Source organism: Bradyrhizobium sp. YR681 (genome assembly GCF_000282615.1).
Taxonomy (GTDB): domain Bacteria; phylum Pseudomonadota; class Alphaproteobacteria; order Rhizobiales; family Xanthobacteraceae; genus Bradyrhizobium.
Genome location: NZ_AKIY01000217.1, coordinates 1 through 14,581 on the forward strand (window position 1 = coordinate 1; position 14,581 = coordinate 14,581).

The following is a 14,581-nucleotide window of genomic DNA, read 5'->3' on the forward strand; positions in this document are numbered from 1 at the left end:
CGGCAGCGGCCCGCCGCTGCTGCTGTTGCACGGCTTCTCCGAGACCCACGTGATGTGGCACCGCGTGGCGCCTGAGCTGGCCGACGCCTTCACGCTGATCATCGCCGACCTGCCGGGCTATGGCTGGTCCGACATGCCCGAGACCGATGCGCTGCACATCCCCTACAGCAAGCGCGCGATGGCGAAAGCCATGGTGGAGGTGATGGAGCAGCTCGGTCACGTCCACTTCGCGCTGGCCGGCCACGACCGCGGCGGCCGCGTGTCGTATCGATTGGCGCTCGACCATCCCGGCCGGCTGTCGAAGCTCGCCGTGCTCGATATCCTGCCGACCTATAATTACTGGGAGCGGATGAACCGCGCCTATGCCCTGAAGATCTATCACTGGACGTTTTTGGCCCAGCCCGCCCCGCTGCCGGAGACGCTGATCTCGGGCCAGGGCGAGTTCTTCCTGCGCTTCAAGATGGCGAGCCAGACCAGGTCGAAGACGCTGGATGCGATCGACAAGCGCGCGCTCGAGCACTACATCGCCCCGTTCCGCGATCCCGCCCGCATCCACGCGATGTGCGAGGACTACCGCGCCGGCGCATATTTCGACTACGACCTCGACAAGGCCGATTTCGAAGCCGGCAAGAAGATCACGATCCCGATGCTGGCGCTGTGGGGCAATGCCGGCGTGGCCCAGGCCGCCGCGACGCCGCTCGACACCTGGAAGCAATGGGCGACCAACGTGGAGGGCATGCCGGTGGATTCCGGCCACTTCCTCACCGAGGAGAACCCGGACGTCACCGCGAATGCGCTGCGGGAGTTTTTCTCGGCTTAAGCCCCATCGTCATTGCGAGCGAAGCGAAGCAATCCAGACTTTTTCCACGGCGACAGTCTGGATTGCTTCGTCGCTTCGCTCCTCGCAATGACGGGGAGAGTCCCTATCGCCGCTCCCGAAAGAACTCCTTGAGCAGCCGCGCCGACTCGCTCTCGCCGACACCGGAATAGACATCCGGCGTGTGGTGGCAGGTCGGCGAAGTGAAGAACCGCACGCCCGATTCCACCGCGCCACCCTTGGGGTCGGCGGCGCCGTAATAGAGCCGCCTGACCCTTGCAAAGGAGATGGCGCCCGCACACATGGTACAGGGCTCCAGCGTCACGTAGAGGTCGCAGTCGACCAGGCGCTCGCTGCCGATCTTTTTGGCCGCCTCGCGCAGCGCAACGATCTCGGCATGGGCGGTGGGGTCGTAATCGGTCAGTGTCCGGTTGGCGGCGGTGGCAATGACCTCGTAATTGCGGACCACCACGCATCCGATCGGAACTTCGCCCGCCTTTCCGGCATTTTCGGCCGTTTTGAGCGCCAAATCCATGAAAGAGGGGGCTTTCAAGCCTCGTATCATCCGAAGAAACCTGCTAGTAGCTGCGCCTTCAGCAGAAGTGCTTATCGATTTTGCCTGAGCATGCGGCTCGCAACGAGCGCGCGCAATGCTTTCCGGCCATCCCCTGAGTGAGATCATTCATGCCTCGCGACAGCGACAAAGACAACGATTCCCGCGGCCGGCGAGGCCCGGCCAGAAGCGGCCCGCCCAAGGGCCGCTCCGGCAAGCCGCGCGGACCCGAGAAGAAATTCGCCAAGCGCGGCCCCGAGGGCAGGAGCGACGCCCGCCCGCCCCGTGGCGACCGCGACAGCCGTCCGCCTCGCGCCGACCGCGGCGACCGTCCGAAATTCAATCGCGACAACCGCGGTGGTGAGGGGCGCGGCGAGCGCAGCTTCAAGCCGCGCGGCGACCGCCCGTTCTCCGATCGCTCCTCGCGCGATGGCGAGAAGCGGCCGTTCAAGCCGCGCGGTGATCGGCCGTCCTTTGGCCGCGACGATCGTCCGCCGCGCCGGGATCGCGACGATTCCCGTCCCGCCGGCCGGAGCAGTGACAGAAAGTTTGGCGACAAGAAGCCTTACGCGCCGCGCGGCGACCGTCCGGAGCGCAAGTTCGACGGCGAGCGGAAGTTTTCGCGGGGTGGGCCGCGTGAGGATCGTGGCGAGCGCAGCTTCAAGCCGCGTGGAGACCGTCCGAATTTCGATCGCGGTGATCGCGCGCCGCGGGGCGAGCGCCCGGAGCGCAAGTTCGACGGCGAGCGAAAGTTTTCACGGGGCGCACCGGATCGCGGTCCGCGCAAGGATTTCGGCGGCCGTGATCGCGGCCAGGACAAGCCCTGGCAGAAGCGCGAAGGCGGCGGCGATGACCGTCCGCGTTTCTCGCGTTCGCGCGACGATCGTCCGTCGGGCGATCGCCCGTTCCGCGAGCGGCCCAAGTTCGATCGTCCGCGCGATGACCGTCCCAAATTCGACCGGCCTCGCCGTGACGGCGATGGCGAACGCGGTGGACGCGGTGACGACCGCCCGAAATTCAATCGTCCGCGTGAGCGCTCCGAGGGGCGCTCCGACTGGCACGAGCATCCGCGCAGTGAAGGCGGTTTCCGCGATCGCCCGCGCCGTGAAAACGAGGATGAGAGCCGGATCTTCGAGAAGCGTCCGGCCTTCGGCGGCCGCGGCGCTTATCGCGAGCGCGACCGCGATTTCGATCGCCGGCCGCGGCGCGAGGAAGAGCCGAAGCCGAAGAAGGCCGGCGAACGCATCGCAAAAGTGCTTTCGCGCGCGGGCCTTGCCTCGCGGCGCGACGCGGAGGAGATGGTCACGCAGGGCCGCGTCGCCGTCAACGGCCGCGTCATCAATTCGCCGGCGCTCGACATCACCTCGAACGACGTCGTCACCGTCGACGGCAAGCCGTTGCCGGAGCGTGAGCGCACGCGGCTGTTCCTGTATCACAAGCCGCGCGGCCTGATGACGACGCATGACGACCCCGAGGGCCGTCCGACCGTGTTCGACAATCTGCCCGAAGGCCTGCCGCGGCTGATCTCGATCGGCCGGCTCGACTTCAACACCGAAGGCCTGTTGCTGCTCACCAATGACGGCGGCCTCGCGCGCACGCTGGAACTGCCGGACACCGGCTGGCTGCGCCGCTACCGCGTCCGCGCTCATGGCGACGTCACGCAGGCGCAGCTCGACGAGCTCAAGAACGGCATCGAGGTCGAGGGCGTCAAATACGGTCCGATCGACGCGACGCTGGAACGCGACCAGGGCGCCAATGTCTGGCTGGTGTTCGCGATCCGCGAAGGCAAGAACCGCGAGGTGCGCAACGTCTGCGCCCATCTCGGGCTCGAGGTGAACCGGCTGATCCGCGTGTCCTACGGCCCGTTCCAGCTCGGCGAAGTCCCCGAAGGCCAGGTCGAGGAGATCAAGTCGCGCGTGCTGCGCGACCAGCTCGGCGACAAGATCATCGAGAAGTCGGGCGCGCAGTTCGACGTGCCGAAGAAATCATCGTCGGGCGACGACGATGCACCGCGCGAAGCGAAGCCCGTCAGCAAGCGCGCCGTGATCAACGACCGCAAGGGCCGTCGCGTGCTGGTGCAGCGCACCGGCAGCGAGGAAGCGCGCGAGCGCAACGAGGCGGAGGCGAGCGGCTACGGTCCGCCGCGCCGCCCCAAGCGCGGCTATCACGGCAAGCGCGATTTGACGCCGAAGGAGGACTAGTTGCGCGTCGTCGGCGGTCGCTTGAAGGGGCGTAATCTCGCCTCGCCGTCTTCGCGCGATATCCGCCCGACGGCGGATCGCCTGCGCGAGTCCGTGTTCAACATCCTCGTGCACGCCTATGACGATCCGATTCCGGATGCACGCGTGCTCGATCTCTTTGCCGGCACCGGAGCGCTCGGCATCGAGGCATCGTCGCGCGGCGCGAAGTTCGTGCTGTTCGTGGACAATGGCGCGGAGGCGCGGGCGCTGTTGCGCAACAATGTCGAGACGCTTGGTCTTGGCGGTGTGACCAAGGTTTATCGCCGCGATGCGACCGATCTTGGCCCCGCGCATCCGGTCGAGCCGTTCTCGCTGGTGTTCCTCGATCCGCCCTACGGCAAGGGTTTTGCGGAGAAGGCGCTCGCCTCCTTGCGCGATGGCGGCTGGCTGGCGCCGGGTGCGCTGCTCGTGGTGGAGGAGGCGAAGGCCGCGCAGTTCGCGGCGCCCGAAGGTTACGAGGAATTGGAGCGGCGGGCGTATGACGACACGGAGTTCGTGTTTTTGCGTAGGGCGGATTAGCGTAGCGTAATCCGCCATTGCCTATTTCCGCAGAGATAGAAGAGGTGGATTACGCCTTCGGCTAATCCACCCTACGAAATCACCGCCGCCCGAACAGCTTCTCCACGTCGCTCAGCTTCAGCTCGACATAGGTCGGCCTGCCGTGGTTGCACTGGCCGGAGTTCGGCGTCTCCTCCATCTCGCGGAGCAGGGCGTTCATCTCTTCGGGCCGCAAGCGGCGGCCGGCGCGCACCGAGCCGTGGCAGGCCATGGTGGCAGCGACGTGCATCAGGCGCCGTTCGAGAGGAAGAGCCTCGTCCCACTCGGCCATGTGCTCGGAGAGATCGCGCAGCAGGCCGCCCGCATTGGTCTTGCCGAGCAGAGACGGCGTCTCGCGCACCGCGACCGCGCCGGGGCCGAAGGATTCGATCGCCAGCCCAAACGATGCGAGCTCCTCGCTGCGATCGAGCAGGCGCTCCACAATGGCCTCGTCCATCTCGACGATCTCGGGGATCAGCAGGATCTGCCGCTGCACGCCGTTTTCGGCCAGCGAGGCCTTCAGCCGCTCATAGACGATGCGCTCATGCGCGGCGTGCTGGTCGACGATGATCAATCCGTCGCGGGTCTGCGAGACGATATAGGTCTCGTGGATCTGGGTGCGCGCCGCGCCGAGGGGACGGTCGACGAGGTCGCTGGCCGGTTGGGATTCGATCCGCACATCCGCGCTGGGTGCGCCGACATCGAACGCAGCCTGCGCGCGCTCGGCGAAGGCGGGCGCCGCCGATCCGTCGAATGACGGCATCGGCGCGACCGGTGCCGATGGCGAGGCGCGCCAGTCCCAGCTTGCCGGACGCGGCGGCGTGAAGGCCGGCCGGAACGATGACAGCGCGCTCTCGCCGCTGTTGGCAGCGGTGCGCCGGCCCTCACGCGCGAGCCCTTCCTTCAGCCCGTGCACGATCAGCGCACGCACGAGGCCGGCGTTGCGGAAACGCACCTCGGTCTTGGCGGGATGCACGTTGGCGTCGACCTCGCGCGGGTCGAGCGTGACGAACAGCGCCAGCACCGGATGACGGTCGCGCGGCAGATAATCGGCATAGGCCCCGCGCACGGCGCCGAGGATCAGCTTGTCGCGCACCGGTCGGCCGTTGACGAAGAGATATTGCCCGAGCGCGTTGGCCTTGGTCAGCGCCGGCGCTGCGGCGTAGCCGGAGACGACGACGCCCTCGCGTTCGGCATGGACCTCGAAGGCATGGCTGCGGAATTCTGCGCCCAGAATGTCGCCGAGCCGCGTCAGCCGTCCGGCGGCGCCGGGCAGGGCAGCAGCCCAGGTGACAGGCGCGCGTTCCTCGCCCGCGAGCGTGAAGGCGACGTCCGGCCGCGCCATCGCGAGGCGCCTGACGACCTCGCGGATGGCTTCCGCCTCGGTGCGGTCGGTCTTCAAAAACTTCAGCCGTGCCGGCGTCGCGTAGAAGAGGTCGCCAACCTCGACGCGGGTGCCGTGGGCCAGTGCCGCCGGCATGATCTCGGACTTCTCGCCGCCCTCGACATTGAGCGCCCAGGCATGCGGCTCGCTGGCGTGGCGCGTCGTGATCGACAGACGCGCCACCGATCCGATCGAGGGCAGCGCCTCGCCGCGGAACCCGAGGGTGCGGATCTGGAGCAAATCCTCGTCGTCGAGCTTGGAGGTGGCATGGCGCTCGACCGCGAGCGCGAGATCCTTCGCTGTCATCCCGCTGCCGTCGTCGGTGATGCCGATCCGCCGCCGGCCGCCGCCGTCGGTGAAGACGTCGATCCGGCTCGCACCGGCATCGATGGCGTTCTCGACCAGTTCCTTGACCACGCTCGCCGGGCGCTCGACCACCTCGCCGGCGGCGATGCGGTTGACGACCTGTTCGGGCAATTGGCGGACGGGCATGGGCTCGGACTTGGGCTTACGATCTGGATTCGCTGACGGCGTTATTCTAGGCCGTGTTGCGTCAAAAGCATGTGTTGGGCAACAGCTGTGTGGGGCCCTGGGGAAGAGGGCGGTCTATCACATTGAAGACATTGGGCGTTCGATAAAAATCGCGTGGCGGCCCGAGGCCGATCTTCTCCTGCCGTCCTGATTGTGGGGGCACCGGCCGCGGTGTAGCATCGTGAAAAAATGGCAACAGGACGGGAGGACGCCATGTGCCATCTCTTCGCGCACCAGCCCCAACGCGACTACGAATCCCAGACCCGTAGCTTGCGGATTGGCGGGCACTGCACCTCGATCCGGCTGGAGATGGCGTTCTGGGACACGCTGGAGGAGATCGCGGCCAAGGAGAACATGAGCGTCGGAAAATTCCTGACCACGCTCTACAACGAGGTGCTCGACCACCACGGCGAGGTCAACAATTTCGCCTCGCTGCTGCGCTGTTCGTGCCTGATCTATCGGTCGAAGTCGACGGCGTCGGTGCAGGAGTTCAAGGCCACGGTGGCGCCCATTCTCGACGCGGCGGAATAGACCCGCCGTCATTGCGAGGAGCCCTTGCGACGAAGCAATCCAGAGTCTTTCCGCAGAGGCATTCTGGATTGCTTCGCTTCGCTCGCAATGACGGGGGAGAGAGCGGTTTGCCGTCTCAAATCTCCTTCTTCTGCATCGCACCCGCAATGTAGTCCGCCTGCCGGATCGCCAGCGCGACGATGGTAAGCGTCGGATTGCAGGCCGCGCCGCTGGTGAACTGGCTGCCGTCGGAGACGAACAGGTTCTTGACGTCGTGGCTCTGCCCGAACTTGTTGACCACACCGTCGCGCGGCTTCTCGCTCATCCTGTTGGTACCGAGATTGTGCGTGCTCGGGTAGGGCGGCGTCGGATAGGTCACGGTGGCGCCGACGGCGTCATAGACCGCAGCTCCTTGCTTGTAGGCGTGGGCCCGCATCGCGACGTCGTTGGGATGATCGTCGAAATGCACGCTCGCGACCGGCTGGCCGAACTTGTCCTTGACGACGGGGTCGAGCGTGATGCGGTTGGTCTCCTGCGGCATGTCCTCGCCGACCAGCCACATGCCGGCCATCCTGGGATAACCGTCGAGCGCCGCGGTGAACGGACGGCCCCAGGCGCCGGGATTGAGGAACGCCGCCATGAAGGGCAGGCCGATCGAGAGGGTCTCCATCTCATAGCCGCCGACGAAGCCGCGCTTCGGATTGTTGGCGGCTTCGTCGCGGATGATGCCGGCCATGGTGGTGCCGCGATACATGTGCACCGACTTCTCGAACACGGCGTAGACGCTGCCGGTCATGTGCCGCATGTAGTTGCGGCCGACCTGGCCCGATGAATTCGCCAAGCCGTCGGGGAACATGGTCGAGGCGCTGTTGAGCAGCAGCCGCGGACTTTCGATCGAATTGCCGGCGACCGCGACGATGCGCGCCTTCTGGCGCTGCATCGCGCCGGTTTCGTCGGCGTAGACGACGCCGGTAACTTTGCCGCTAGCATCGTGCTCGATCTTGACCGCCATGCTGCCCGGCCGCACTTCGAGATTGCCGGTCGCCTCGCCCTTGGGGATCTCGGTGTAGAGCGTCGACCATTTCGCGCCGGATTTGCAGCCCTGGAAGCAGAAGCCGATCTGCTGGCAGGCGCCGCGGCCGTCGCGCGGCTGGCTGTTGATCGCCATGTTGCCGGTGTGCACGGTTTTGTAGCCGAGCTTCTTCGCGCCGGCCTCCAGCACCTTGAAATTGTTGTTGCCGGGCAGTCCGGGAATGCCGTTGGTGCGGGTCACGCCCATCTTGTTCTCGGCCTTGGCGTACCACGGCTCGATCTCCGCGAGGGTCACCGGCCAGTCCAGCAGATTCGCGCCGGGAATGTTGCCATAAGCGGTTTTCACCCTGAACTCGTGCTCGTCGAAGCGCAGCGACGCGCCGGCCCAGTGCGTGGTCGAGCCGCCGACCGCCTTGACGATCCAGGCCGGAAGGCCCGAGAAGTCTTTAGCGACGCGCCATGTCCCCGACGTGGTACGGGCGTCGGTCCAGGCCAGCTGGGAGAAACTCTCCCACTCGTCGTTGACGAAGTCCTGGTTCTCGATGCGGGGACCTGCTTCGAGGATCACCACCTTGACGCCCTTCTGCGCGAGCTCGTTGCCCAGCGTGCCACCGCCGGCGCCGGAGCCGACGATCACCACAACGCTGGAATCGTTCAGATCGAATTTTGCCATATGCGTTCTCCTGAACCGTTGGGGTGGGCTTAAGCCTTCGGCAGCCAGTCGATGTCGGCAAAGCCGCGGTTGATGTAGCCGCCATGCTCGGCTGAGGAGCCCTCGTAGCCGAACCGCGGCCAGACCTCTTTCTGGTTGTAGAGGGAGACGATGAGGTCGCCACGCACCTTCTGGAAGAAGTCGCTTCCCTCGATCTCCTTCAGCAGCACGACGCGGTCGGCTTCCCAGGGCACTTCTGCATAAGGAGCCTTGTGGCGATCTCGCGCGTTCTGATCGAGCCGCGCGATGCCGTCGCTGATCAGCGATTTGACGGCAGGGTCCTTGGCCGCCTTGCCGTCCCACGGCTTGATCGCAGTGATGTAGTAGCTGTCGCCGAGCACATCGTGCGGATAGATGTCGCGCGCGACCTTCAGCAGCGTCTTCATGGTCGCAGGCGACAGCGTGCTGGCCTCATCGGCCCAGGCGTCCTCGATGCCGACGGCGACGCTGGCCGCGACAGCGACGACCGGTACGGCGGTCGCCGCGCCCTTGAGAAAGACACGGCGGCTGTGCTTGCTTCGACGATCGACTTCTCTCATGGCATTCCTCCTTGGATTTTTGATTTTGTGATTTTGTCTAGTTGAAACGTCCGCCCCGCTGGATCACCTCGATCTTGTAACCGTCGGGATCGCTGACGAAGAAGAAGCGCGCCAGCGTTTTGCCGTCGTGCTTGAAGTCGCGTAAGGGTCCCGGCGCGAGCTTCTCGCGTGCGAAGCGGGCATGCTCGGCATCGAGATCCTCGACCACCACGGCCAGATGGCCGTAGCCGTCGCCGAGCTGGTACGGCTCCTTGCGATCGAAATTGACCGTCAGCTCCACCTCGAAAGGCGAGGAGGGATGACGCAGATAGATCAGGGCGAAGTCGGGAAACTTCAGATGGTCGGCGACTTCCAGGCCGAAGGCGCGCCTGTAGAAGTCGAGCGAGCGGGCCTCGTCGAGCACCCGGATCATGGAATGAACCGGCTTTGCCATTCAGTTCTGCTCCTTCAGATAAGCGATGATGGCGGCGCGCGTCTCCGGCTTCGCCTGCCGGTACACCATGGTCACGCCGGGAATGACGGCCTGCGGATTGGTCAGCCAGGCGTCGAGCCTGCCCTCGTCCCAGGCGAAGTCAGCCTTTGCGAGGTTCTCGGAATAGCGAAAGCCTTCGACCTTGCCGGCGGGGCGTCCCACGATCTTCACCAGCGGTGGTCCCTGCCGCGTCGGTTCCGACAGGCTCAAGGTGTGGCACACGGCGCATTGCTGCTTGAACAGCGTCGCGCCATCCGGCGGTTTTGCGGCTGGCAACGGCATCTGCGCATCGGCAACCCGCACCAACAGCACCATCGCGGTGCACAATCCCAGCACGATCGCACGCATCGCCAAAAGTCCGCCCATCCACTTCAAGTTCAGCGCGCAAACTCTAGGCGCCGCCAAACAGGCGGTGGTAGTAGCGGGCTGTTTCGCTTGCTCGCGGGGTGCGTTGTTCCGCGCTGCCGCATATGCGGAGGACAATTCCGCGAAACCGCCTCGAAATCCCAAAACGATCACCACACGAAGCAGTTTGCATCGCGATCGCGCCGTTCGAGCTCTCAACGCGATGAACTGGTCCGGCTCAGGCGGACGGCGCATCAAGCCGCCGAACCGATCATCGCGAAGATCCAGGAGAAATGGATGAAGTTGGTGAAGACCTCTGCAATCGCATGCGCCGTCTCTGCCCTCATTGCGACACCGGTTCTCGCGCAAGGGACGTCGTCTGGCGCCAAGCCTGGCGGCACTGTGCAAAGCAAACCCGTGCAAGGCAGCACGATGGGCAGCGGCGACGAGGAGATGAACGCCCAGCCGGGCGCGGCCGGCGAGACGACGGGCATGAAGCCGACGAAGGGCACCAGGGGCACGGTCGGCACCACAGGCAGTGCTGCGCACAAAGGGACCGCCGACGATGCCGCGACGGGCGGTGCAGCCACGGGCAAGCGCTACTAGCCGATGCAGTGAAACGGCAGAACTCCGGTCGCCCGGCGGCCGGAGTTCTTTTGCTGTGTCTGCTAGTCGTCGAAGCGTCCGCCGCGTCCGGCCTTGACGTCGCTACGCCGCTTCTTGCCCTCAAGTCGGCGCTGCTTGGAGCCAAAGGTCGGCCGGGTCGCGCGGCGCGGCTTTGGCCGTATCATCGCCTCGGTCAGGATCTCGACGAGCCGGTCGATGGCGTCCTGCCGGTTGCGCTCCTGGGTGCGGAAGCGTTGCGCCTGGATCACGATGACGCCGTCCTTGGTCATGCGCTGGCCGGCGATGCGGGCGAGCCGGATCGCCGCATCCTCCGGCAGGGTCAGCTTGCGCGTGTCGAAGCGCAGCTGGGCCGAGGTCGCGACCTTGTTGACGTTCTGCCCGCCCGGGCCGGAGGCGCGGACAAAGCCGATCTCGATATCGTCCTCGTCGATGACGAGATCGCGGGATATCCGCAGCATGTGGGCACCGGTGTCGGCTTACAGGGAATCAGACGGGCGCCAATTTAGCCGATCGTCCCGCAGTTTGCCTGTGCCTTGCTGGCGATGGCCGGCCCCCTAAACAGTCAGGTGCCAGCCGCCTGCGGCGTTGATGGTGCCGATTTGCGGGCCGTCCAGGATATTTTGGCCGTCCAGCAGCCACACGGCGAGCGCGTGTGTCGTCGTGTTCTCGAACAGCAGGTCGGTCTTGTTATCTCCGTTGTAGTCGCCGGTCGCATCGTATCGCCACCCGCCGGCTGCATTGATGCTGCCGATCTGGGGACTTGCCGCAATCTGAGTGCCGTTCATCTGCCAGATTGCCACGCCATGCGTGGTGTCGTTCATGAACAGAAGATCGGTCTTGCCGTCTCCGTTAAAGTCGCCGGTATCCTGGAAGTGCCATCCGGCGGCAGCGTTGATCGAGCCGACCTGCGGGCTTGCCGCAATCTGGGTGCCGTTCATCTGCCAGATCGCGACGCCGTGCGTGACGTCGTTGATGAAAAGCAGGTCGGTCTTGCTATCGCCGTTGAAGTCGCCGGTGGTCTGGAAATGCCATCCGGCGGCTGCGTTGATCGAGCCGATCTGCGGACTGGCCGTGATCTGGCTGCCGTTCATCTGCCAGACGGCGACGCCGTGCGTGGTGTCGTTGAGCATGAGCAGATCGGTCTTGCCGTCGCCGTTAAAGTCGCCGGTGGTCTGGAAGCGCCATCCGGCTGCCGCGTTGATGGTGCCGATCTGTGCATTTGCGCTGGCCTGGGTGCCGTTCATCTGCCAGATCGAGAGGGCGTGTGTGGTGTCGTTGAGCATGAGCAGATCGGTCTTGCCGTCGCCGTTGAAATCGCCCTTGGTCTGGAAGTGCGATCCCGCGCTGATGGTGCCGACCTGTGCGCTGGTAGCGATCCGGGTGCCGTCCATTTGCCAGACAGCGACGCCTTGGGTCGAGCTGTTGACGAACAGCAGATCAACCTTGCCGTCACCGTTGAAGTCGCCTTTGTCCTGAAAGTGCCAACCAGCAGCAGTGTTGATGGTTGCAATCTGCGGTCCGGCTGCAATCCGGGTGCCGTCCAGTTGCCACTCCGCGATCCCGTTGGTGGTCGAGTTGATGAACAACAGATCTGATTTGGCGTCACCGCTAAAGTCGCCTGGCGTCTTGTTGATTACACCGACAAAATCATCCGTGTTCAGATTGGCTTTGCTCACGTTCTGAAGCGTGATGGTATCGCCGGCGCCGAGGTTGATGATCGTATCATTGCCTGACTGTGTCGCGCGAGCAAGAAGCGCGGCAAGTGTGAAGTGGAACGGAGTGAGATCAATCTTGTCATCAGTATTCGCGCCGGCAACGAAGTCTCTGATGGTGTCGGTGCCGTCGCCTGACGCGAATACGAATCGGTCGTCGTTGGCGCCTCCCGTCAGAGAGTCGTTGCCACGACCGCCGGTAAGAATGTCGGCTCCGGTCCCGCCGTCGAGGCTGTCGTTTCCATCTTGACCGTGCAAGCTATCCGGGGATCCACCGCCGACGAGTGTGTCGTTTCCAGCACCGCCCCAGAGATCGTCCGGCCCGGCAGAACCCGTTCGGGAGAAGCCGGGGATTGTGTCGTTGTCATTGATAGTGAAGTTTACCACAGAGGAGGCGCCAGCTGTGTCAGGTGTCGCCAGGGCGCCATTGGTCGGATTCGACAGGACAACCTGGAATCCTTCCTTGCCCTCCACCAAGCCGTCCGCAACGGCCGTTACAACGATGTCTTTCTTGAATTCGCCGGGTGCGAAGTCTATCTGTCCGCCAGGGAATGCACCGCCAAAATCGGCCGCGCTTGCGCCCGTGCCAGCGACGCTCCAACGGACTGATCCCGCCTGCGACACGTTGCCTAGACGCGTCACGGTAATGACGGCTTGGTCTTGATCGTCCGGTGTGGATTCTGAAATGGAAGGGTCGTCGGTAGTTGCGGCGTAGAGTGTCTGCAATCCGCCGGTGATCTCATAAATGCGTACGGAAAAACTACCCGTGCCGCTCTTCTCAGAGCCGACGGCGAGCTTGATTGTTTCGTTCGCCCCCGCATGAAATTGAATATAGGGATTGTTCCCAGCTCCGTCGTTGCGTCGCGTGATTTCGGCACCATTTGAGTCAAGCAAACGGATATACGGGTCGTTGAGAGCGGTCGAGGATCCCGCGGTCGTCCAAACGACTGCGGCGTAGTCCTTCCCGGCGACGAGCGAGGTGATGTAGGTATCCTCGGCTCCGGATGAAGGTATGCTGTCGGTTATGCTGCTTCCGATGGCGAGCGTAGCTGGCTGAACGGCTGCTATTACCTGGGCAGCATTTTCAGATTCGCCTTCGATTGCGCCCGTGGAAGCTACAATAAAGTTATCGTCTGGCCCCGGTGCATTGCCGTTCACCGTTCCGTGCAGGCTGAGATCCCATGCAGTCCCGGCATCTGAGTTGGCGATGACCTGCACATGAATCGTGCCGGCCGTCGTCTCGGGAACAATGATAGGATTGCCATTGTTGTTCCACACACCGGACACGAGTCCCGGCGTCACATAAAGCGGATTCGTGGGATCGGAATCATCCCAAATCCGCAATTGGTCGGGAATGGTGTACGCATTAAAGCTGACAAATAGCTTTTCGCCTGCCACGACCGCATAAGGAGTCGCGGGAAAGCCGCTACTACCACCACTCGCGCTCAGATTTAGATCCGATGCTAGCGGCGCGTCCTTGATTGTGATTGTAGCCGCCAAGTTTGCCGAAATACTGTTCTTCGCAAGAAGAGTTTTCACGTCATCTGCGTACTCATCGATCGCCGGCGTCGATGGTTTATAATCAAACAGGTAATCGGTCAGCTTGAAGGTTACCGACTCGGGGTTCTCCTTTATTGAGTCTGCTATAGCCTTTACCGTAATGTCGGCGTTGATCTGGCCGGTTTGAAGGCCACCATCCAATTTGACCCAGTAACCGCCGTTGTATTGAACAACATTCGGTCCCTGAAATGAGAAATCGGTGTCGAGACCGGCGGCTCCTGAGGCCTCGATCCGAACATAGCAGGTTTTTGAGAAGCCTGTGCTATCTCCCGTGACTGACAGATTTAGATGAAGATCGGCTCCCTCCAGGCATTCGGCTTGATTGCCGACCACGGATAGCTTGAAGCCTGGCTTCAGGTTGGCGTGGCTGTCATCAAAGACGACATTTATGGTGTCGTGCTTTTGGTTCTTTGCAAAGTTTGCGTCACGAGTCTTTTCCTCAACGAAGTTCAAGAAATCGGTCGTGCTGGTCAAGCAGCCTTGCGAGCCACGAGACCAAATCTGGTCGCCGGGATGGTCGGTGGCAAAATGAAGCTCGATACCTGTGCGGTCGCCTCCATCCGGGTCGGGCGACAAGTGCCAAGTCGGCTTGCCACTGACGAGGTTGCCCATGAACGTCAGCTTCATCCCCGCTTGTGCAGCCCAAGGTACGTCGTCGTCCCAACCGCCCTGAGCTGATTTTAGGAGCTTGCCTGTGCCATCGAAAAATTCGAAGTAGGCTTGGCCCTGATCCATCCGCGTGACTTTGATGGAATATCCCTGTGCGCTTGCTGGAGTTGCCGGCTCCGGAACAATCGTGACCTGGGTGTTTGCCAATGCTACCCCCTGAAAAGAAAAAAGTACTGATGGCGAGGCTGCGAGCGCAATTCTCCAAAACGGAGCTTGCGTGTCGCATTAGAAATAATTTGAAATAAATAACATCAAAATGTATAGGTCAATCAAAAAAGCAACTTTTAGTTTAAGTAAGTTCGCGGAGCGTTTCGGCGAGAGAATAGACATCAGGCATCGCA

The 14,581-nt window shown here is 63.4% G+C and carries 13 protein-coding genes; 5 read left to right on the top strand and 8 right to left on the bottom strand.

The annotated features are described in order from the left end of the window. Positions 1–820 (top strand): alpha/beta fold hydrolase (locus PMI42_RS22575; protein ID WP_008138319.1); only part of this gene is annotated, 820 nt, incomplete at its 5' end. A gap of 103 nt (positions 821–923) precedes the next feature. Here the strand turns inward: PMI42_RS22575 and PMI42_RS22580 are convergent. Further along, positions 924–1,382: a nucleoside deaminase gene (locus tag PMI42_RS22580; RefSeq protein WP_008138321.1), complete on the bottom strand. Its 459-nt coding sequence runs from the start codon at positions 1,380–1,382 to the stop codon at positions 924–926. Positions 1,383–1,501: 119 nt separating this feature from the next. On the opposite strand from PMI42_RS22580, the gene PMI42_RS22585 reads away from it, so the two are divergent. Both PMI42_RS22585 and rsmD read left to right on the top strand, forming a co-directional pair. Beyond that, positions 1,502–3,571 (top strand): pseudouridine synthase, encoded by a 2,070-nt coding sequence (locus PMI42_RS22585; protein ID WP_008138323.1) that lies wholly within the window; start codon positions 1,502–1,504, stop codon positions 3,569–3,571. Then, positions 3,572–4,129 (top strand): 16S rRNA (guanine(966)-N(2))-methyltransferase RsmD, encoded by a 558-nt coding sequence (rsmD, locus tag PMI42_RS22590; RefSeq protein WP_008138325.1) that lies wholly within the window; start codon positions 3,572–3,574, stop codon positions 4,127–4,129. It begins immediately after the preceding gene. 79 nt (positions 4,130–4,208) lie between these two features. Here rsmD and mutL read toward each other — a convergent pair whose 3' ends face one another. After that, positions 4,209–6,023 (bottom strand): DNA mismatch repair endonuclease MutL, encoded by a 1,815-nt coding sequence (gene mutL, locus PMI42_RS22595; protein WP_008138327.1) that lies wholly within the window; start codon positions 6,021–6,023, stop codon positions 4,209–4,211. Between the two features lie 252 nt (positions 6,024–6,275). Between mutL and PMI42_RS22600 the strand changes: the two genes are divergently transcribed. Next, positions 6,276–6,593 (top strand): ribbon-helix-helix domain-containing protein, encoded by a 318-nt coding sequence (locus PMI42_RS22600; protein WP_008138329.1) that lies wholly within the window; start codon positions 6,276–6,278, stop codon positions 6,591–6,593. Positions 6,594–6,708: 115 nt separating this feature from the next. Here PMI42_RS22600 and PMI42_RS22605 read toward each other — a convergent pair whose 3' ends face one another. The 4 genes from PMI42_RS22605 to PMI42_RS22620 are packed head-to-tail and all read right to left on the bottom strand — an operon-like array spanning position 6,709 to position 9,675. Further along, positions 6,709–8,277: a GMC family oxidoreductase gene (locus PMI42_RS22605; RefSeq protein ID WP_008138330.1), complete on the bottom strand. Its 1,569-nt coding sequence runs from the start codon at positions 8,275–8,277 to the stop codon at positions 6,709–6,711. A gap of 29 nt (positions 8,278–8,306) precedes the next feature. Beyond that, complete coding sequence (locus tag PMI42_RS22610; RefSeq protein WP_008138331.1) at positions 8,307–8,855, bottom strand: hypothetical protein; 549 nt, start codon at positions 8,853–8,855, stop codon at positions 8,307–8,309. A gap of 37 nt (positions 8,856–8,892) precedes the next feature. Continuing rightward, the gene (locus PMI42_RS22615) at positions 8,893–9,288 is read right to left on the bottom strand and encodes a VOC family protein (protein WP_008138332.1); all 396 of its coding nucleotides are present in this window, start codon (positions 9,286–9,288) and stop codon (positions 8,893–8,895) included. Next, positions 9,289–9,675 (bottom strand): c-type cytochrome, encoded by a 387-nt coding sequence (locus PMI42_RS22620; RefSeq protein ID WP_008138333.1) that lies wholly within the window; start codon positions 9,673–9,675, stop codon positions 9,289–9,291. A 294-nt stretch (positions 9,676–9,969) separates the two neighbouring features. Here PMI42_RS22620 and PMI42_RS22625 point away from each other — a divergent pair, with 294 nt between their 5' ends. Further along, on the top strand, positions 9,970–10,278 hold the full coding sequence (locus PMI42_RS22625) for a hypothetical protein (protein ID WP_008138334.1): 309 nt from the start codon (positions 9,970–9,972) through the stop codon (positions 10,276–10,278). A 62-nt stretch (positions 10,279–10,340) separates the two neighbouring features. On the opposite strand, the gene arfB is transcribed toward PMI42_RS22625, so the two are convergent. Both arfB and PMI42_RS38065 read right to left on the bottom strand, forming a co-directional pair. After that, a complete protein-coding gene (gene arfB / locus PMI42_RS22630) occupies positions 10,341–10,757 on the bottom strand; it encodes an alternative ribosome rescue aminoacyl-tRNA hydrolase ArfB (RefSeq protein WP_008138336.1) in 417 nt (138 codons plus the stop codon). A gap of 96 nt (positions 10,758–10,853) precedes the next feature. Next, complete coding sequence (locus tag PMI42_RS38065) at positions 10,854–14,387, bottom strand: calcium-binding protein (protein ID WP_008138338.1); 3,534 nt, start codon at positions 14,385–14,387, stop codon at positions 10,854–10,856. Positions 14,388–14,581 lie beyond the last annotated feature (194 nt).